The sequence below is a fragment of the Polaromonas sp. A23 genome, assembly GCF_002001015.1.
Lineage (GTDB): Bacteria > Pseudomonadota > Gammaproteobacteria > Burkholderiales > Burkholderiaceae_C > Polaromonas.
This window is the reverse complement of sequence record NZ_MUNO01000006.1, coordinates 102897-121408: the sequence shown is the minus strand read 5'-3', so window position 1 is coordinate 121408 and position 18512 is coordinate 102897. Positions and strand designations below refer to the sequence as shown.

Annotated in this window: 14 protein-coding genes; 11 read left to right on the top strand and 3 right to left on the bottom strand. The window is 61.7% G+C overall.

Annotation, left to right across the window (positions count from 1 at the left end; all coding sequences use genetic code 11):
* Positions 1–6 precede the first annotated feature (6 nt).
* From B0B52_RS02760 to B0B52_RS02710, 11 genes are all read left to right on the top strand, one after another.
* Positions 7–972, top strand: a complete 966-nt coding sequence (locus B0B52_RS02760) for an ABC transporter substrate-binding protein (RefSeq protein WP_077592073.1) — start codon at positions 7–9, stop codon at positions 970–972.
* A 63-nt stretch (positions 973–1035) separates the two neighbouring features.
* Complete coding sequence (gene chvE / locus B0B52_RS02755) at positions 1036–2106, top strand: multiple monosaccharide ABC transporter substrate-binding protein (RefSeq protein ID WP_077592072.1); 1071 nt, start codon at positions 1036–1038, stop codon at positions 2104–2106.
* A gap of 105 nt (positions 2107–2211) precedes the next feature.
* Positions 2212–3717 carry a multiple monosaccharide ABC transporter ATP-binding protein gene (gene mmsA / locus B0B52_RS02750; RefSeq protein WP_077592071.1) on the top strand — a complete coding sequence of 502 codons (1506 nt, stop codon included), beginning with the start codon at positions 2212–2214 and terminating at the stop codon, positions 3715–3717.
* Positions 3718–3873: 156 nt separating this feature from the next.
* Positions 3874–5100 (top strand): multiple monosaccharide ABC transporter permease, encoded by a 1227-nt coding sequence (gene mmsB, locus B0B52_RS02745; protein ID WP_077592155.1) that lies wholly within the window; start codon positions 3874–3876, stop codon positions 5098–5100.
* Positions 5097–6626, top strand: coding sequence for a sugar ABC transporter ATP-binding protein (locus tag B0B52_RS02740; protein ID WP_077592070.1), 1530 nt, complete (start codon positions 5097–5099; stop codon positions 6624–6626). The genes mmsB and B0B52_RS02740 overlap by 4 nt, the downstream gene beginning before the upstream one ends.
* Positions 6619–7668: an ABC transporter permease gene (locus tag B0B52_RS02735; RefSeq protein WP_077592069.1), complete on the top strand. Its 1050-nt coding sequence runs from the start codon at positions 6619–6621 to the stop codon at positions 7666–7668. Before B0B52_RS02740 ends, B0B52_RS02735 begins: the two co-directional genes overlap by 8 nt.
* Positions 7665–8705 carry a galactofuranose ABC transporter, permease protein YjfF gene (gene yjfF / locus B0B52_RS02730; protein ID WP_077592068.1) on the top strand — a complete coding sequence of 347 codons (1041 nt, stop codon included), beginning with the start codon at positions 7665–7667 and terminating at the stop codon, positions 8703–8705. Before B0B52_RS02735 ends, yjfF begins: the two co-directional genes overlap by 4 nt.
* A gap of 11 nt (positions 8706–8716) precedes the next feature.
* Positions 8717–10450: an IlvD/Edd family dehydratase gene (locus B0B52_RS02725; protein WP_077592067.1), complete on the top strand. Its 1734-nt coding sequence runs from the start codon at positions 8717–8719 to the stop codon at positions 10448–10450.
* A 57-nt stretch (positions 10451–10507) separates the two neighbouring features.
* Positions 10508–11437, top strand: coding sequence for a dihydrodipicolinate synthase family protein (locus B0B52_RS02720; RefSeq protein ID WP_077592066.1), 930 nt, complete (start codon positions 10508–10510; stop codon positions 11435–11437).
* Positions 11438–11554: 117 nt separating this feature from the next.
* Complete coding sequence (locus B0B52_RS02715; protein WP_139351787.1) at positions 11555–12271, top strand: haloacid dehalogenase type II; 717 nt, start codon at positions 11555–11557, stop codon at positions 12269–12271.
* A gap of 48 nt (positions 12272–12319) precedes the next feature.
* On the top strand, positions 12320–14536 hold the full coding sequence (locus B0B52_RS02710) for a malate synthase G (protein WP_077592065.1): 2217 nt from the start codon (positions 12320–12322) through the stop codon (positions 14534–14536).
* Positions 14537–14676: 140 nt separating this feature from the next.
* On the opposite strand, the gene B0B52_RS02705 is transcribed toward B0B52_RS02710, so the two are convergent.
* From B0B52_RS02705 to B0B52_RS02695, 3 genes are all read right to left on the bottom strand, one after another.
* Positions 14677–15960, bottom strand: a complete 1284-nt coding sequence (locus B0B52_RS02705; RefSeq protein ID WP_077592064.1) for a glucarate dehydratase family protein — start codon at positions 15958–15960, stop codon at positions 14677–14679.
* A 1-nt stretch (position 15961) separates the two neighbouring features.
* Positions 15962–16975, bottom strand: coding sequence for a tripartite tricarboxylate transporter substrate binding protein (locus B0B52_RS02700; protein ID WP_077592063.1), 1014 nt, complete (start codon positions 16973–16975; stop codon positions 15962–15964).
* A 128-nt stretch (positions 16976–17103) separates the two neighbouring features.
* Complete coding sequence (locus B0B52_RS02695) at positions 17104–18147, bottom strand: LacI family DNA-binding transcriptional regulator (protein ID WP_077592062.1); 1044 nt, start codon at positions 18145–18147, stop codon at positions 17104–17106.
* Positions 18148–18512: the final 365 nt, after the last annotated feature.

Here is an 18512-nt window from a genome sequence, read left to right as displayed (position 1 = left end):
GACAATATGAAGCTGAATCGTCGCACCCTCGCTGCCGCACTTGCCTGTGCTCCCCTTGCCGGCCTGCTGCCGGCCTCGGTCCTGGCACAGAAGCCCATCGTTCTTGGCTTCAGTCAGGTCGGTGCCGAGAGCGAATGGCGTACCGCCAACACCGAGTCGATCAAGTCGGCAGCCAAGGAGGCCGGCATCGAACTCAAGTTCTCCGATGCACAGCAGAAGCAGGAAAACCAGATCAAGGCGATCCGCTCCTTCATCGCGCAAAAGGTGGACGTGATTGCGTTCTCGCCGGTCGTCGAGTCGGGTTGGGAAACCGTGCTGCGTGAAGCCAAGGCCGCCAAGATTCCCGTTGTCCTGACCGACCGCGCAGTGAACACCAAGGACACCTCGCTGTACGTCTCCTTCATGGGCTCGGACTTCGTGGAAGAAGGCCGCAAGGCAGGCCGCTGGTTGGTCGAGAAGATGAAGGACCAGAAAGGCGAAGTGAACATCGTCGAATTGCAGGGTACCGTGGGCTCGGCACCCGCCATCGATCGCAAGAAGGGCTTTGAGGAAATCATCAAGGCCGACCCGAAGTACAAGATCATCCGTTCGCAGACCGGCGACTTCACTCGCGCCAAAGGCAAGGAAGTCATGGAAGCCTTCCTCAAGGCCGAGGGCAAGAAGATCAACGTGCTCTACGCGCACAACGACGACATGGCCATCGGCGCAATTCAGGCCATCGAGGAAGCGGGCATGAAGCCGGCCAAGGACATCACCATCATCTCGATCGACGCCGTCAAGGGCGCCTTCGAAGCCATGATCGCCGGCAAGCTCAATGTCTCCGTGGAATGCAGCCCGCTGCTGGGCCCACAGCTAATGTCGGCCGTGAAAGACATCAAGGCCGGCAAGCCGGTTCAGAAACGTATCGTTACCGAAGAAGGTATTTTCCCGATGGAAGTTGCCGCCAAGGAATTCCCCAAGCGTAAGTACTGATCTGCATTCGCGACGGTGCGTCTGATACTGGGGCGCACCCCCACATTCCAAGGAGAGAACTTCATGAAGCGTACATTTCTTCAGGCCGCGCTGGCTGGCCTCGTTCTGGGCACCGTTGGCATCGCGCCATCGGCCTGGGCGCAAGACAAGGGCAGCATCGGCATTTCGATGCCGACCAAGTCTTCGGCCCGCTGGATCGCCGACGGCGACAACATGGTCAAGGTGCTCAAGGAGCGCGGGTACAAGACGGACCTGCAGTACGCCGACGACGACATCCCGAACCAGTTGGCACAGATAGAGAACATGCTCACCAAGGGCGTGAAAGTGCTGGTGATCGCCTCCATCGACGGCACCACACTGTCCAAGGCGCTGCAGAACGCAGCCGACAAGGGCGTCAAGGTCATCGCTTACGACCGGCTGATCAAGGGTTCAAAAAATGTGGACTACTACGCCACTTTCGACAACTTCCAGGTCGGCGTGCTGCAGGCCACGTCGATTGTTGACAAGCTGGGGTTGAAGCAGGGCAAGGGGCCCTTCAATATCGAGCTCTTCGGTGGGTCGCCCGACGACAACAACGCTTTCTTCTTCTACGACGGCGCCATGAGTGTGCTCAAGCCCTACATCGACAGCGGAAAGCTGGTGGTGCGCAGCAAACAGATGGGCATGAACAAGGTCGGCACCCTGCGCTGGGACGGCTCGGTGGCGCAGGCGCGCATGGATAACCTGCTCTCCGCCTACTACGGCAAGGAGAAGGTCCACGCGGTGCTGTCGCCGTATGACGGCTTGTCCATCGGCATTTTGTCCTCCCTCAAGGGTGTGGGTTACTGCACCGCGCAGCAACCGTGCCCGGTGGTCAGCGGCCAGGACGCGGAGATCCCCTCGGTCAAATCCATCCTGAAGGGCGAGCAGTACTCCACAGTCTTCAAGGACACACGCGAGCTGGCCAAGGTAACGGCCAACATGGTGGATGCCACGCTTTCCGGCAAGCAGCCCGAGATCAATGACACCAAAACCTACAACAACGGCGTGAAGGTGGTTCCCTCCTACCTGCTCAAGCCGGTGGCAGTGGATGCATCCAACTGGAACAAGGTGCTGATAGGCAGCGGTTACTACAAAGAGTCGCAGATCAAGTAAGCCGTTGAAGCAGACGGTCCCGCGCCACAAGGCACGGGACTGCCTGCGCTCAATGGTGCGAATCACTTTTGCACCAAAGGACAGGCATTGGAAACGATTCTCGAGATGCGCGACATCCGCAAAACCTTCCCCGGGGTGGTCGCGCTGGACAAAGTCAACCTGCGCGTGCGCGCGGGTGAAATCCACGCCTTGGTCGGCGAAAACGGCGCCGGCAAATCGACCTTGATGAAAGTGCTTTCGGGGGTCTACCCGCACGGCTCCTACAGCGGCGAGATCGTCTACGACGGGCAGGAGCGCCGCTTCCTGGGCATTCATGACAGCGAACAGCTGGGCGTCATCATCATTCACCAGGAGCTGGCACTGGTTCCCCTGCTGTCGATTGCGGAAAACATCTTTCTGGGCAAGGAAACCGCAAAACACGGCGTGATCGACTGGATGGCCGCGCATAGCAAGACGCAGGCCTTGCTGAAAAAAGTGGGGCTCAAGGAGTCGCCCGCCACGCTGATCACCGACATCGGCGTGGGCAAGCAGCAGCTGGTGGAAATCGCCAAGGCCCTGTCCCGTCAGGTCAAACTGCTCATCCTTGACGAGCCCACGGCCAGCCTCAACGAAAACGACAGCCAGGCACTGCTGGACCTGTTGCTCGAGCTCAAGGGCCAGGGCATCACCTGCATCCTGATTTCACACAAGCTCAACGAAATTTCACGCGTGGCGGACGCCATCACCATCCTGCGTGATGGCAGCACGGTGGAAACGCTGGACTGCCGCGCCGACACCGTCAGCGAGGACCGCGTGATTCGCGGCATGGTGGGCCGGGAAATGGCCGACCGCTACCCACCACGCGAGCCGCAAATTGGCGAGACCGTGTTTGAAGTGCGCAACTGGAACGTCCACCATCCGCTGCATACCGACAGGCAGTTCATCAAGAACGTCAATCTCCAGGTGCGCCGCGGCGAGATCGTCGGCATCGCCGGGCTGATGGGCGCCGGGCGCACCGAACTGGCAATGAGTATTTTTGGCCGTTCATGGGGCCACCGCATCAGTGGCCAGGTGTTGCTTCACGGAAAAACCATTGACGTGAGCACGGTGGAAAAAGCCGTTCGCCACGGTCTGGCTTACGTCACCGAAGACCGCAAGGGCAATGGCCTGGTGCTCGGGGAAGACATCCAGTTCAATGTGTCGCTGGCCAATCTAGACGGAGTTTCAACCGCTACCGTGATCAACAGCGGCCGCGAATACCAGGTCGCGCAGCGTTACCGGGAAAAACTTCGCATCCGCTGTTCAGGCGTCGGCCAGAAAACCGTCAACCTCTCGGGCGGCAACCAGCAAAAAGTGGTGCTCAGCAAATGGCTTTTCACCAACCCCGAAGTCCTTATCCTGGATGAGCCCACACGCGGCATCGACGTGGGCGCCAAGTACGAGATCTACGCCCTCATCGCGCAGCTTGCGGCCGAGGGGAAATGCGTGATCTTCATTTCCTCGGAAATGCCCGAGTTGCTGGGCATGTCGGATCGCATCTACGTGATGAACGAAGGCCAGTTCATTGCCGAAATGCCGACTGCAGAGGCCTCCCAGGAAAAGATCATGCGAGCGATTGTGAAAGCGAGCTGAAAATGAAACACCCCCTGCGTCGCTTCGCGCCTTCCCCCTCTCCTGCGGGAGGGGGATGTCACCCGTGGCCTGGCAAAGCCAGTTCCACGGTGGCCCTGGCCTGGGTCACGCCAGCCTCAACGGCTGCAGGTGCGCGCCACACAAAGAATGACTGACATGAGCCAGATGACACCCACCCCGAACGCTACCGCATCTGCCCCTGCCGACGCGACGGCTGCTCACGGCAAATCGCCACTCGACTACCTGAAGCACAACTTCCGCGAGTACGGCATGCTGATCACGCTGGTGGCCATCATGGCCTTTTTCCAGTACATGACCGAGGGCACGCTGATGCAGCCCCTCAACCTTACCAATCTGGTGCTGCAGAACAGCTACATTGTCATCATGGCGCTGGGCATGCTGCTGGTCATCGTGGCCGGGCATATTGATCTGTCGGTGGGATCGGTGTGCGGTTTCATAGGCGCCCTGGCGGCCGTGCTGATGGTGCAGTACGAGTGGCATTTTGTGCCGGCCTCGCTGCTGTGCCTGGCTTGCGGCGCACTGATAGGCGCAACCCAAGGCTGGTTTATTGCCTTCTTCCGCATTCCTTCCTTCATTGTCACCCTCGCCGGCATGCTGGTGTTCAAAGGGTTGGCGCTGGCATTGCTGCAAGGGCAGTCAGTGGGGCCCTTCCCCGATTCCTTCCAGATGCTCAGCTCGGGCTTCATGCCCGACCTGCTGAATGCCGAAGGGCTGCGCATGACCTCGCTGCTGCTGGGCGTTGCCGTAGCGGGCCTGCTGGCAGTGGCTGGCCTGCGCACGCGGGCGAACCAGCTCAAGCACGGCATTCAGGCTGAACCGGCGGTCATCTTCTTCACGAAAACGGCCGTGTTTGCCGCACTGCTGGTTTACTTCAGTTACCTGCTGGCTTCGTACAAGGGCCTGCCCAATGTGCTGATCGTGATGGCGCTGCTGATTTTCCTGTTCGACTTCATCACCAGCCGCACCACTATCGGCCGCCGGGTGTACGCCCTCGGCGGCAACGAAAAAGCCGCCAAGCTCTCGGGCATCAAGACCGAACGCCTGTCCTTCTACACCTTCGTCAACATGGGCGTGCTGGCGGCACTGGCGGGCCTGGTGTTCGCGGCCCGCCTGAACACAGCCACACCCAAGGCGGGCCTGGGCTTTGAGCTGGACGTGATCGCTGCCTGCTTTATCGGCGGGGCCTCCGCTTCTGGTGGCGTGGGCAAGGTCATGGGCGCAGTGATCGGTGCCTTTGTGATGGGTGTGATGAACAACGGCATGTCCATCCTCGGCGTCGGCATCGACTACCAGCAGGTCATCAAGGGTGTGGTGCTGCTGGCCGCGGTGTTTGTCGACGTCTACAACAAGAACAAGGCATGAACGAAGCGGCCAGTCCCCAGCCCGTGCTTGAGCTCACGGGCATCCACAAGCAGTTTGCCGGCATCCCGGCACTGCACGACGTGCGCCTGCGCCTGTACCCCGGCGAAATCCATGCGCTGATGGGACAGAACGGCGCGGGCAAGTCCACGCTGATCAAGGTGCTCACCGGTGTGCTGGAAGCCAGCGGCGGGCATATGCAGCTGGCCGGCCAGCCAGTATGGCCCAGCTCGCCCCTGGCCGCGCAGCGGCTGGGCATCAGCACGGTTTACCAGGAAGTCAATCTGTGCCCCAACCTCTCGGTGGCAGAAAACATCTTTGCAGGCCGTTATCCGCGCTGCGGCATGGCCCAGGGCTACCGCATCGACTGGGCCGCGTTGAATCGCCGCGCGCACGAGCTGGTTGGACGCATCGGCCTGGACATCGACGTCACGCGGCTACTGTCCAGCTACCCGGTGGCCGTGCAGCAACTGGTGGCAATAGCACGCGCCATCAGCATTGAATCGAAGGTGCTGATCCTCGACGAGCCAACCTCCAGCCTGGACGACGACGAGGTACAAAAACTCTTTGAGGTTCTGCGCCGCCTGCGCGATGACGGGCTCGCCATCGTTTTTGTGACCCACTTTCTCAACCAGGTGTATGCGGTGTCCGACCGTATCACCGTCCTGCGCAACGGCACCTGGGTCGGTGAGTGGCGGGCGAGCGAGTTGGGACCTCAGGCACTGATCGCGGCCATGCTGGGCCGGGAGCTGGCTGCGCAATCCGCAGCTGCAGCGGCACCGCCGCCGTTTGATGACGCAGTGCCGGCACTTCTGCAAGCAGAAGGTCTGGGCCAGACCGGCCAGCTGCTGCCCCTGGACCTGCGTGTGCGCGCAGGCGAAGTGCTAGGCATAGCGGGGTTGCTGGGTGCGGGGCGCACGGAACTGGCGCGGCTGTTGTTCGGTCTGGAGACACCTGATCGCGGTGTGCTCAAAATCGACGGCCAGGTGGTGACTTTTTCCAGCCCCGCCGATGCGATCCGCCATGGCCTGGCGCTATGCCCTGAAGAGCGCAAGACCGACGGCATCGTGGCTGAGCTGTCGCTGCGCGAAAACATCGCGCTGGCCCTGCAGGCCCGCATGGGCATGCGCCGCTTCCTGTCGCGGGCCCAGCAGACGGCACTGGCTGAACGTTTTGTCCAGGCGATGGGCATCAAGACCGCGAGTGTGGACACGCCCATCGGCTTGCTGTCAGGTGGCAACCAGCAAAAGGCCATGATCGCCCGATGGCTCGCGACCGAACCGCGCCTGCTGATCCTCGACGAACCGACGCGCGGCATCGACGTGGCCGCCAAACAGGAAATCATGGAGCAGATCCTGCGCCTGGCACAGGCCGGCATGGCCGTGATTTTCATCTCCTCCGAAATGAGCGAAGTGGTGCGGGTGGCGCACCGCATCGTCGTGCTGCGCGACCGCCGTAAAGTGGGCGAACTGCCTGCGGGCAGCAGCGAAGACACCGTCTATGAACTGATTGCCGCTGAACATGTCTGAAGCTTCCCACTCCCCTCTGACGGCGCTGCTGCGACACCGCCTGGCCTGGCCGCTGCTGACGCTGGTTCTATTGCTGGTGGTGAACACGGTTTTCAACGCCAGCTTTTTGCACATCGAGTGGCGCGATGGCCACCTCTACGGCAGCCTGATCGACATTCTCAACCGCGCGGCGCCGCTGGTGCTGGTGTCGCTCGGCATGACGATGGTGATCGCCACCCGCGGCATCGACATTTCTGTGGGCGCCGTGGTGGCCATTGCGGCCGCCGTGGCCGCCTGGATGATAGGTGGCTCAGTGTCGGGAAGCGTGAGCCGTTTCCCCATGCCGCTGGCGATTCTGGCGGCGCTGGGTGTCGCTCTGGTGTGCGGGTTGTGGAATGGCCTGCTGGTCGCCAAGGTCGGCATGCAGCCGATCATTGCCACACTGATCCTCATGGTGGCAGGCCGCGGTATCGCACAGCTGATCACCGACGGACAGATCATCACCATCTATTACGCACCTTTCTTTTTCCTGGGTGGCGGCTACCTTTGGGGCCTGCCGTTTTCGCTGTTTATTGCGGCAACGGTGTTCGGTGTGCTTTACCTGGCCGTGACGCGCACGGCCCTGGGCCTGTTCGTCCAGGCGGTCGGCATCAACCCGACAGCGGCTCGCGTGGCTGGCGTGCAGGCCCGGCGGCTGATCATTGCTGCCTATGCTTTCTGCGGCCTGTGTGCCGGCATTGCAGGCTTGCTGATCAGCTCCAACGTCAAAAGCGCCGACGGCAACAATGCAGGCCAGCTGCTCGAGCTTGACGCCATTCTGGCCGTGACGCTGGGCGGAACCGCCCTCACCGGAGGACGCTTCAGCCTGGTAGGCAGCGTGATAGGCGCCCTGATCATTCAGACCCTGACTTACGCCATCTACTCCCTGGGTGTTCCGCCCGAGATCAACCTGGTGGTCAAGGCCGTGGTGGTGTTTGTCGTGATGATGCTGCAGTCGCCAGAATTCCGCGCCCAGGTCGGCGCCTGGGTACGCCGGCCGGCAGCACGCGAGATGTTGTCATGAGCGAGGTCGTGACCACCCCCGCGGCAGCGAGCGCGCCCAAACAGCCAGCGCGTTCGCCGGCATCCAGCTTCAACCCCAAATACCTGCCGCTGGCGGCCACCATTTCACTGTTCATGGCCATGGCGACCTTGGGCTCAGTGCTTTACAGCGGGTTTTTCTCGGCGCAGGTCTTCCTCAACCTGCTGGTCGACAACGCTTTCCTGATCATCGTTGCGGTGGGCATGACCTTTGTCATTCTTTCCGGCGGTATCGACCTGTCGGTCGGCTCGGTGATTGCGCTGACCACCATGGTCTCCGCTTCGCTGGTGGAACACCGGGGCTGGAGCCCAGCCGTGGTGATTCCGCTGGTACTCCTCATGGGTTCGGCCTTCGGCGCTTTCATGGGCTTTCTGATCGAGCGTTTCCGTCTGCAGCCTTTCATCGTGACGCTGGCCGGCATGTTTCTCGCGCGTGGCCTGTGTTACCTGATCAGCGTGGACTCGATCAGCATGACCAACGAGTTTTATTCAGAGGTCTCGCAGTGGCGTGTTTCCTTGTGGGAGGGCGCCTCGCTTTCCGTCGGTGCGGTGATATCCATTGCAGTGCTGCTGGCGGCGGTGTTCATTGCACACTGCACGTCGTTCGGCCGCACTGTTTACGCGATTGGAGGCAGCGAACAGTCGGCACTGCTGATGGGCCTGCCGGTACGTGCCACGCTGGTGGGGGTGTACACACTTTCCGGTTTCTGCTCGGCGCTGGCAGGCGTGGTCTTCACCTTCTACATGCTCTCGGGCTACGGCTTGCACGCTGTCGGGATGGAACTCGACGCCATAGCCGCGGTGGTCATTGGCGGCACGCTGCTCACCGGCGGCGTGGGTTATGTGGCCGGCACGCTGTTCGGTGTGCTGATGCTCGGGATCATCCAGACCCTGATTTCCTTCGACGGCACCTTGAGCTCCTGGTGGACCCGCATTGTCGTCGGAGCCCTGCTGTTCGTTTTCTGCCTGCTGCAACGCCTGCTGACCAGCCGCCGAACCAAATCTTCCGAAATCAATTGACAGACCTTTTCATGACAAACACCAAGCGAAAACTGCGCTCCACCGAATGGTTCGGCTCAGCCGACAAAAACGGTTTCATGTACCGCAGCTGGATGAAGAATCAGGGCATACCTGACCATGAGTTCGATGGCCGCCCCATCATCGGCATCTGCAACACCTGGTCGGAACTGACCCCCTGCAATGCCCACTTCCGCAAGATTGCCGAGCATGTGAAGCGCGGCATTTCCGAGGCTGGTGGTTTTCCGGTGGAATTCCCGGTGTTCTCCAACGGTGAGTCGAATCTGCGGCCCACGGCCATGCTCACGCGCAACCTCGCCAGCATGGACGTGGAAGAAGCAATTCGCGGCAACCCCATTGATGCCGTGGTGCTGCTCACCGGCTGCGACAAGACCACGCCCGCGCTGCTGATGGGTGCCGCGAGCTGCGACATACCGGCCATCGTGGTGACAGGCGGGCCCATGCTCAACGGCAAGCTTGAAGGCAAGAACATCGGCTCGGGCACCGCAGTGTGGCAGCTGCATGAGTCTCTGAAAGCGGGCGAGATTCAGCTGCACCAGTTTCTCGCGGCAGAAGGCGGCATGTCACGTTCAGCCGGCACCTGCAACACCATGGGCACAGCCTCCACCATGGCCTGCATGGCCGAAGCGCTGGGCACGTCGCTGCCGCACAACGCAGCGATTCCCGCAGTGGATGCGCGCCGCTATGTGCTGGCGCAAATGTCAGGCATGCGCGCCGTCGAGATGGCCCGCGAGGGCCTGACGCTGTCGAAAATCCTCACGCGCGAAGCCTTCGAAAATGCGATTCGCGTCAACGCCGCCATTGGCGGCTCCACCAACGCAGTGATTCACCTCAAGGCCATTGCAGGCCGCATGGGCGTGCAACTGGACCTGGAGGACTGGACGCGGATCGGCCGTGGCACTCCTACCCTGGTCGACCTGCAGCCCTCCGGCCGCTTCCTGATGGAGGAGTTCTACTACGCCGGCGGCCTGCCCGCCGTGTTGCGCCGCCTGGGTGAAAACGGTTTGCTGCCTCACCCCAGTGCGCTCACCGTCAATGGCCAGTCGATCTGGGATAACGTTCGTGAGGCCCCGCAATACAACGACGAAGTGATCCGCCCGCTCGACAACCCGCTGATCGCCGACGGCGGCATCTGCATTCTGCGCGGTAACCTGGCGCCGCGCGGTGCGGTGCTCAAGCCTTCCGCTGCTTCGCCCGAACTGCTCAAGCACCGTGGCCGCGCAGTTGTGTTCGAGAACCTGGAACACTACAAAGAGCGCATCGTCAACGAGAACCTCGACATTGACGCCAGCTGCGTCATGGTGATGAAAAATTGCGGCCCCAAGGGCTATCCCGGCATGGCCGAGGTCGGCAACATGGGCCTGCCGCCCAAGCTGCTGCGCCAGGGTGTCAAGGACATGGTGCGCATCTCGGACGCGCGCATGAGCGGCACTGCTTACGGTACTGTGGTGCTGCATGTGGCCCCCGAAGCCGCAGCCGGGGGACCGTTGGCCGCTGTGCGCGACGGCGACTGGATCGAGCTTGACTGCGATGCAGGCCGCCTGCACCTGGACATCAGCGATGCCGAACTGGCAGAACGCCTCGCGGCCCTGGAGAAGGCTCCGGCTGGCATGCGTGGCGGCTACCAGCGCCTGTATGTCGACCACGTGCTGCAAGCCGACGAAGGTTGCGATTTCGATTTCCTGGTCGGCTGCCGCGGCTCCGAAGTCCCCCGCCATTCCCACTAAACCGGTGAATCACTCAATCAGCGAACACTGCATTCTCTTCAACCTGATCCAGACCCAATGACCACGCCTCGCCAGCCGCGCTACCGCGGCATCTTCCCCGTCGCCCCCACCACATTCACCGAAACTGGCGAGCTTGACCTTGAAAGCCAGAAACGCTGCATCGACTTCATGATCGATGCCGGATCCGACGGCATCTGCATCCTGGCCAACTTCTCCGAGCAGTTCGTACTTTCGGACGAAGAGCGTGAAATCCTGACCCGCACCATCCTCGAACACGTGGCCGGCCGCGTGCCCATCATCGTGACCACCACCCACTTCGGCACGAAGATCTGTGCCGAGCGTAGCCGCCGCGCGCAGGACATGGGCGCCGCCATGCTGATGGTCATGCCGCCGTATCACGGTGCGACCTTTCGCGTGGGCGAGCAGCAGATTTACGAGTTTTATGCGCGCCTGTCGGATGCCGTGAACATTCCCATCATGATCCAGGACGCCCCCGCCAGCGGCACGGTGCTTTCGGCCGCTTTCCTGGCACGCATGGCACGCGAAATCGAACACATTGCCTATTTCAAGATCGAAACAGCTGGCGCAGCGTCCAAGCTGCGCGAGCTGATCCGTTTAGGCGGCGACGCCGTGGAAGGACCTTGGGACGGCGAAGAGGCCATCACGCTGCTGCCCGACCTGGACGCCGGCGCCACCGGCTCCATGACCGGCGGCGCTTATCCGGATGGCATTCGCCCCATCATCGAGGCGCACCGCACCGGCGACCATGACAAGGCCTACGCCCTCTACCAGCAGTGGCTGCCACTGATCAATTACGAAAACCGCCAGGCAGGGCTGCTGGCCGCCAAAACCCTCATGAAAGAAGGCGGCGTGATCGCCTGCGAAGCACCGCGCCATCCCTTTCCGGCCATGCACCCGGAGACACGTGCGGGCCTGCTGGCTACCGCCAGACGGCTCGATCCCCTGGTACTGCGCTGGGCAAGGTAGTCCGCCATTTTCCGTGAGGGGATGCTGATATTCCCCGCTATTACATGCATTAATGTCACTGATAAGTAGACTTTTGATTTATTAATCTGCATTGAAGTATCAAATACAGTTGGGGTTATGGAAAAACCTAAAACCGGGCACATGGTGCCGCGGGCTGTTCTCTTTGATGCTTATGGCACGCTGTTTGATGTGTACAGCGTCGGTCTGCTCGCGGAACAGCTGTTTCCCGGCCAGGGCCAGGCGTTAGGCCTGCTCTGGCGTGACAAACAGATTGAATACACCCGACTGGTCACCACCAGCAACGAGGGCGCCTACTACCAGCCCTTTTGGGAGCTGACGCGCGCCGGACTGCGCTACGCATGCAAACGGCTTGCGTTGCACCTGACCCCGGAATACGAACTGCGGCTGATGAACCAGTACCGTCACCTGTCGGCCTTTCCGGAGACTCACGAGGTGTTGCAGGTGCTGAAGGAGCGCGGCATTGTCACCGGTATTTTGTCCAATGGCGACCCGGGCATGCTGGAGGTAGCCGTCAAGTCTGCCGGATTGGAAGGCCTGCTCGACCACGTGCTTAGCGTCGACAGCATCCGCAAATACAAGACCCACCCGGACGCCTACGCTCTCGGGCCCAAGGCCATCGGCCTGCCGGCGCGGCAGATCGCTTTTGTCAGCTGCAACAGCTGGGATGCGCTGGCGGCCACCTGGTACGGCTACCAGACGCTGTGGGTCAACCGTTACGCCTTGCCGTTTGAAGAGTTGGGCACGCAGCCGGCGCGCACCGGCACCAGCTTGCGCGAAGTGCTGGAATTTTTCCCTTCTGCATCAGCGTCCTGATTTCCAGTTTTCCCTTCACTTTCATTTTTCTTTTTCTGAGGTTTCACCATGACAACAACTCCACGCACATCACTCCATCGCCTGCAGGTGGCCACGGTACTGCAACGCTTTGTGGATGAACAAGTTCTGCCCGGCACCGGCGTGGATCGCGCATCGTTCTGGAAAGGCTTTGACGCCATCGTGGCCGACCTGGCGCCGAAAAACATTGCCCTGCTGGCCGAGCGCGACCGCCTGCAAAGCGAGATGGACGCCTGGCACAAAGCCAACCCCGGCCCGATTGCAGACATGAAAGCCTACCGCGCCTTTCTGGAGAAAACCGGCTACCTCGTACCCCAGCCGAAAAAGGTCACCATCACTACCGGCAATGTCGATGCCGAACTGGCCAAGCAGGCCGGCCCACAGCTGGTGGTGCCCATCCTGAACGCACGCTACGCGCTCAATGCGGCCAATGCCCGCTGGGGCTCCCTGTATGACGCGCTGTACGGCACCGATGCGATTCCCGAAACCGGCGGCGCCGAAAAAGGCAAGGGCTACAACCCGGTACGCGGCGCCAAAGTGATTGAGTACGCGCGTTACGTGCTGGACCGCACCGCGCCGCTGAAGAAGGGCTCGCACATCGACTCGACCGCTTATGCTGTCAAGGGCGGCAAGCTCGTCGTCACCCTGAAAGGCGGCAGGACAACGGCGCTGGAAAACGCCAGCCAATTCATTGGCTTCCAGGGCAAGGCTTCCGCGCCGTCGTCGGTGCTGCTGCAGCACAACGGCCTGCACATCGACATCCGCATTGACCGCAGCACGCCCATCGGCAAAACTGATGCTGCTGGCGTGAGCGACCTGGTGATAGAGGCTGCACTGTCCACCATCATGGACCTGGAAGATTCCGTGGCGGTGGTGGATGCCGACGACAAAGTATTGGCCTACAGCAACTGGCTCGGCATTTTGCAGGGCACACTGATCGAAAGCGTCACCAAGGACGGCAAGACCTTCACGCGCGGCCTGAACCCGGACCGTGAATACACCTCCCCCAAGGGCAAGCCCGTCACGCTGCACGGCCGCTCGCTGATGTTTGTGCGCAATGTCGGCCACCTGATGACCAACCCGGCCGTGCTGTATACCGCAGCCGACGGTGCGACGCGCGAGATTCCCGAAGGCATCCTGGACGCAGTGATCACCACGACGATTGCGATTCACGACCTCCAGCGCAAAAGCAAGAAAGGCATCAAGAACTCGCGCAAGGGCTCGGTCTACATCGTCAAACCCAAAATGCACGGCCCGGCCGAAGTCGCCTTTGCCGCCGAGCTGTTCAGCCGCGTCGAGAAGATGCTGGGCCTGCCCGACAGCACCGTCAAGCTCGGCATCATGGACGAAGAGCGCCGCACCAGCGTCAACCTGAAAGCCTGCATCGCCGCTGCCGCCAGCCGTGTGGCCTTCATCAACACCGGCTTCCTGGACCGCACCGGCGACGAGATGCACACCGCCATGCAAGCCGGCCCGATGATCCGCAAGGGCAACATGAAAATCAGCGCCTGGCTCAGCGCCTACGAGCGCAGCAACGTGCTGGTGGGGCTGGTCTGCGGCCTGCGCGGCCGCGCCCAGATCGGCAAGGGCATGTGGGCCATGCCCGACCTGATGGCCGACATGCTCAAGACCAAAATCTCGCACCCGCAGGCTGGCGCCAACACCGCCTGGGTCCCTTCGCCCACGGCCGCGACGCTGCACGCGCTGCACTACCACCAGGTCAATGTGGCGGCGGTGCAGAAGGAAACCGAGAAGAAGGTCGACCTGCGGTCCGAAATCGCCCGCCTGCTGCCCGAGCTGCTGATGGTGCCGGTTTCGCCCGACGCAAAATGGACACCCGCCGAGAAACAGCAGGAACTCGACAACAACGCCCAGGGCATCCTCGGCTACGTGGTGCGCTGGATCGACCAGGGCGTCGGTTGCTCCAAGGTGCCCGACATTCACAACGTGGGCCTGATGGAAGATCGCGCCACACTGCGCATCTCCAGCCAGCACATCGCCAACTGGCTGTTGCACGGCGTGGTGAGCAAAGCGCAGGTGAAAGAGACCTTTGAACGCATGGCTGCCGTCGTGGATGGGCAAAACGCTGGCGACCCGCTGTACAAAAAGATGGCCGGTAACTTCGAGACCTCGGCTGCCTACAAGGCCGCCTGCGACCTGGTCTTCAAGGGCCTGGAGCAGCCAAGCGGCTACACCGAGCCGCTGCTGCACGCCTGGCGGCTGAAGGTGAAAGCCGGCATCGCCTGAGCGCTACCAAATTAATAGCTGCTTGCGCCCGTGTTTATTGGGCTGATGGCACATATAGTTGGGTAAAAAGCTTGGGGCGGCAAGTGCCGCCCCAAGCTTGAGTTTCCGCCAGCGAAAACTCCCCGCGTCCTGCCGCAGCTTCAATAACGCGGGCTGATGCCGGAAAACCCCGGGTCGTACTTGCGCATCTGCGCCAGATCATTGCGGTTGCGCACACCGCAGTCCAGGTACTGCTGGTGCAGCTTTTCCAGTTGCGCGTGATCAAGCTCCACGCCCAGACCCGGCACTGTCGGCACCTTGACCGAACCCTCATGAAAAGCTATGCGGCCGCCCTTGATGACTTCTTCCTCTTGCCACGGGTAATGCGTGTCGCAGGCATAGGTGAGGTTGGGAATCGCGGCGGCGGCGTGCGTCATGGCCATCAAGCTGATGCCGAGGTGTGAATTGGAGTGCATGGACATGCCCATGCCGAATACATCACACATTCGCGCGAGGGAAGCGGTGGCGCGCAGGCCGCCCCAGTAGTGGTGGTCTGACAGCAATATCTTCACCGCATGGGTGGTGGCATTGCGCTTGAACTCTTCCATGGTCGTGACACACATGTTGGTTGCCAGCGGTGCGCGGCAATGTTTCGCCAGTTCGGCCATGGCTTCCTGGCCGGGCGCCGGGTCTTCGTAGTACTCCAGCAGGTCGTCAAGCTCCTTCGCCGCGGCGATGCTGGTCTCCAGCGACCAGTTGGCATTTGGGTCCAGCCGCAGGGGCACACCCGGGAAAGCTTTCGCCAGCGCTTTCATGGCGGCAATTTCTTCGGCCGGCGGAAACACGCCGCCCTTGAGCTTGATGCTCTTGAAACCGTAGAGCGCCACCATGCGTTGCGCCTGCTTCACCACCTGCTCCGGTGTGACGGCTTCGCCCCAGGCGTCGGGCGCATAGGGTTTGCCGGCGTGCTCGGCGTATTTGTAGAACAGGTAGGCGCTGTAAGGCACCTCGTCGCGCACCGCACCACCGAGCAAGTCGCAGACGGGCAAGCCCAGAATCTGCCCCTGCAGGTCAAGCATGGCAACTTCCATCGTGCTGATGACCTTGTCGGCGTTCTTGGCGGTGTGCGAGCCGGGCGCGAGTTCGAACTGCACGCTGCCGTCGGCCTTGTGGCCCGGTTTGATGGCGGCGCGCACGTTTTCTTCCATCACGTTCAAGTCAAACGGTGACAGCCCCATCACCAATGCCCGGGCCTGCTCCAGCACCTTGACCATGGGTTCATCGCCATAGGTTTCGGCGATACCGATCCGGCCGTCCGAAGTTTCGATTTCAACAATGCTGCGCAGGGCCCAGGGTTCGTGGATGCCGCTGGCGTTGAGAAGCGGGCCGTCGCGGAACGCAATTGGCGTGATGCGCACCTGTGCGATTCGAATGTCTTTTCTCATGTCAGCTGGCGGTTGCTCCGGATTTTTTGACCAGATCGGCCCAGCGGGCGATCTCGGACTTCATGTGCGCAGCGAGTTCGTCTGGTGAGCTGCCGATGATTTCCATACCGAGCTGGCCATTGAGCTTGGCCACCACGTCCGGCATTTTCAGGATCTTGACGATCTCGGCGTTGAGGCGCTGCACGATGGGTTTGGGCGTTCCCTTGGGGGCGTACACAGCCTGCCAGGAGGACATCTCGAATTTGGACACGCCGGACTCCATCATGGTCGGCAACTGGGGCGCCAGCGCGATGCGTTTGCCGGTGGTGACGGCCAGCAGCTTGAGCTTGCCGGCCTGCACCAAGGAGACTGCGGCCGTCATCTGGTCGAACATGAAAGGCACCTGGCCGGACGAGACATCCATCATGGCCGGCGGCGTGCCCTTGTAGGCAATGTGCGTCAACGGCACGCCAATCAGGTCGGCAAACATTTCACCGGCCAGGTGAGTGGAGGTGCCCGCGCCCGATGAGGCGAAGCTGCGCTTTGTAGGGTCACGCTTGAGCAGCGCTACCAGCTCCGCTACGGAGTTGACGCCGAGCTCGGGGTTGACGATTAGCACGTTGGGCAACATGGCCACCAGCGCGATCGGTTCAAAGTCCTTGACCGGGTCATAGGGCAGGTTTTTGTACAGGCTGGCGTTGATGGCATGGGTGCTGATGGTGCCGCCGAACAGCGTGTAGCCGTCGGGTTTGGCACGGGCGGCCGCTGTGGCGCCGACTGCACCGGCGGCACCGGGCTTGTTGTCCACCACAACCGGCTGGCCCAGTACCTCGCTCAGTTTCTGCGCCAGGGTGCGGCCAATCACATCGGTCGAACCGCCGGGTGTGAACGGCACGATGTAGGCGATGGGTTTGGTCGGCCAGCCGGGCGTGGCCGGTGACGTACTCTGGGCGCGCAACGGCAGGGGCAGCATGGTCGCCAGGCTGAAACCGGCCAACCCCTGAAGGGCGGCACGGCGGGTAGGACGGATGGTCATGGAAGTCTCCAGTGGAAAGGCGCGGCGCGCCCTTTTTTGACAAGAATGGACAGCAGATTGGTTTTGATGCTCGCATAATGTTAGCGCTAACAAATGGATGTTAACGGTGCGACGGAGTAGTCGTCAAGCTAGACGCTGGCTCTTTTGACTATGGAAAACCCGAGGTCACGGACCTTGGGGCCGGGATCTCGGTTTTCGACCCGGTCGAGGATGAAACGCGCCGCCTGGCGGCCAATTTCAGCGCCGTCGACTCGCACCGTGCTGAGGGGTGGATGGGTGTGACTGGCAAATGGCATGTCGCCAAAACCCATCACCGCCACGTCGTCCGGCACGGCCATACCGGCAGCTTGCACTTCGGTCATCACGCCATGGGCCAGCATGTCGGAGCTGCAGACAACTACATCAATGTGCTGGTCCTGCCTGCGCAGCTCTGCCCAGCCGGCGCGCCCATTGCCCAGTGACGAGGGTGCAGGCACCACGCAGGCTGGCAGGGCGCCGAAGCCCAGTTCGCGCAAGCGCTGCTCGAAGCCGGCCCGGCGCAGGCCGGCGCGGTGGTCGTCTGCAGTCACGATGGCAGGGTGGCGATGACCCTGCTCATGGATGAAGTCGGCCACCGCGCGGCCAATTTTCTCGTGAGAGAACCCGACAATCATGTCGATCGGCGTGGGGGTGAGGTCCCAGGTTTCAACCACCGGAATGCCGCAGGCCAGCAGCTTGCGTCGTGCCTCGGCCGAATGCATGATGCCGGTCAGCACAATGCCGTCGGGCCGGCGGCCAACGATGGCGTCAATAAGTGCATCCTCACGCAGCCCGGTGTAGCCGCTTTGCCCCAGCATCAGCTGGCAGCCGGCCTCGGCCAGCGCGTCGGTTAGCGCCTGTATGGTTTCCAGGAAAACCGGCCCGGCGATGGTGGGCACCAGCGCCGCCACCAACCGGCTGCGGTTGGATGCCAGGCCACCGGCCACCAGGTTGGGCACATAGCCGCTGCGCGAAATCGCGCCACGCACCCGCTCCAGGGTGTGCGGCGAGACAGCCGCCGGCGTGTTCAGCACCCGCGAAACCGTGATGGCTGAAACGCCGGCCAGCCGGGCCACGTCGGCCAAGGTGATGCCGCCTGTGCCCGGACGGGCGGCGCGGCTGTTCTTTTTACGGCTGGATGGTGGCGTTTCCACGCGCAGATGTTAACGCTACCCACGACATGCTGACCCCGTCACCTCGCACCCATGGGACCCCATGCATCCCCCGCTCCGATCTTTACATTCGGAAGAGCCACGGCAAACTGCAACGGTTTGTTGTGGCTCTCGTCTTTTTGGGCCACCCGAGGAGGAGACCCCATGCGTGCGGCCTGCACGGAGGTTTGCTGTGCCTAGAAATTTTCAATGCTACAAAATATATAGCGTGTAGTGCCCATTAAATAAGGGCAAATAACCCATATCATCCTGCTGTCAGGATGATTCACACCACGGCGCAATAGCTCGCCACACCCGGTTCCGCGCTGCCCGCGAATGTAAGAAGCGTTTTTTTGATGCGCTCTTAG

Bases quoted from the DNA above. Each gene is read 5' to 3' on its own strand.
- B0B52_RS02735 (WP_077592069.1), top strand. From the start codon at position 6,619: ATGTCTGAAGCTTCCCACTCCCCTCTGACGGCGCTGCTGCGACACCGC.
- yjfF (WP_077592068.1), top strand. From the start codon at position 7,665: ATGAGCGAGGTCGTGACCACCCCCGCGGCAGCGAGCGCGCCCAAACAG.
- B0B52_RS02700 (WP_077592063.1), bottom strand. From the start codon at position 16,975: ATGACCATCCGTCCTACCCGCCGTGCCGCCCTTCAGGGGTTGGCCGGT.
- B0B52_RS02710 (WP_077592065.1), top strand. From the start codon at position 12,320: ATGACAACAACTCCACGCACATCACTCCATCGCCTGCAGGTGGCCACG.
- B0B52_RS02715 (WP_139351787.1), top strand. From the start codon at position 11,555: ATGGAAAAACCTAAAACCGGGCACATGGTGCCGCGGGCTGTTCTCTTT.
- B0B52_RS02725 (WP_077592067.1), top strand. From the start codon at position 8,717: ATGACAAACACCAAGCGAAAACTGCGCTCCACCGAATGGTTCGGCTCA.
- B0B52_RS02705 (WP_077592064.1), bottom strand. From the start codon at position 15,960: ATGAGAAAAGACATTCGAATCGCACAGGTGCGCATCACGCCAATTGCG.
- B0B52_RS02740 (WP_077592070.1), top strand. From the start codon at position 5,097: ATGAACGAAGCGGCCAGTCCCCAGCCCGTGCTTGAGCTCACGGGCATC.
- mmsB (WP_077592155.1), top strand. From the start codon at position 3,874: ATGAGCCAGATGACACCCACCCCGAACGCTACCGCATCTGCCCCTGCC.
- mmsA (WP_077592071.1), top strand. From the start codon at position 2,212: ATGCGCGACATCCGCAAAACCTTCCCCGGGGTGGTCGCGCTGGACAAA.
- chvE (WP_077592072.1), top strand. From the start codon at position 1,036: ATGAAGCGTACATTTCTTCAGGCCGCGCTGGCTGGCCTCGTTCTGGGC.
- B0B52_RS02760 (WP_077592073.1), top strand. From the start codon at position 7: ATGAAGCTGAATCGTCGCACCCTCGCTGCCGCACTTGCCTGTGCTCCC.
- B0B52_RS02720 (WP_077592066.1), top strand. From the start codon at position 10,508: ATGACCACGCCTCGCCAGCCGCGCTACCGCGGCATCTTCCCCGTCGCC.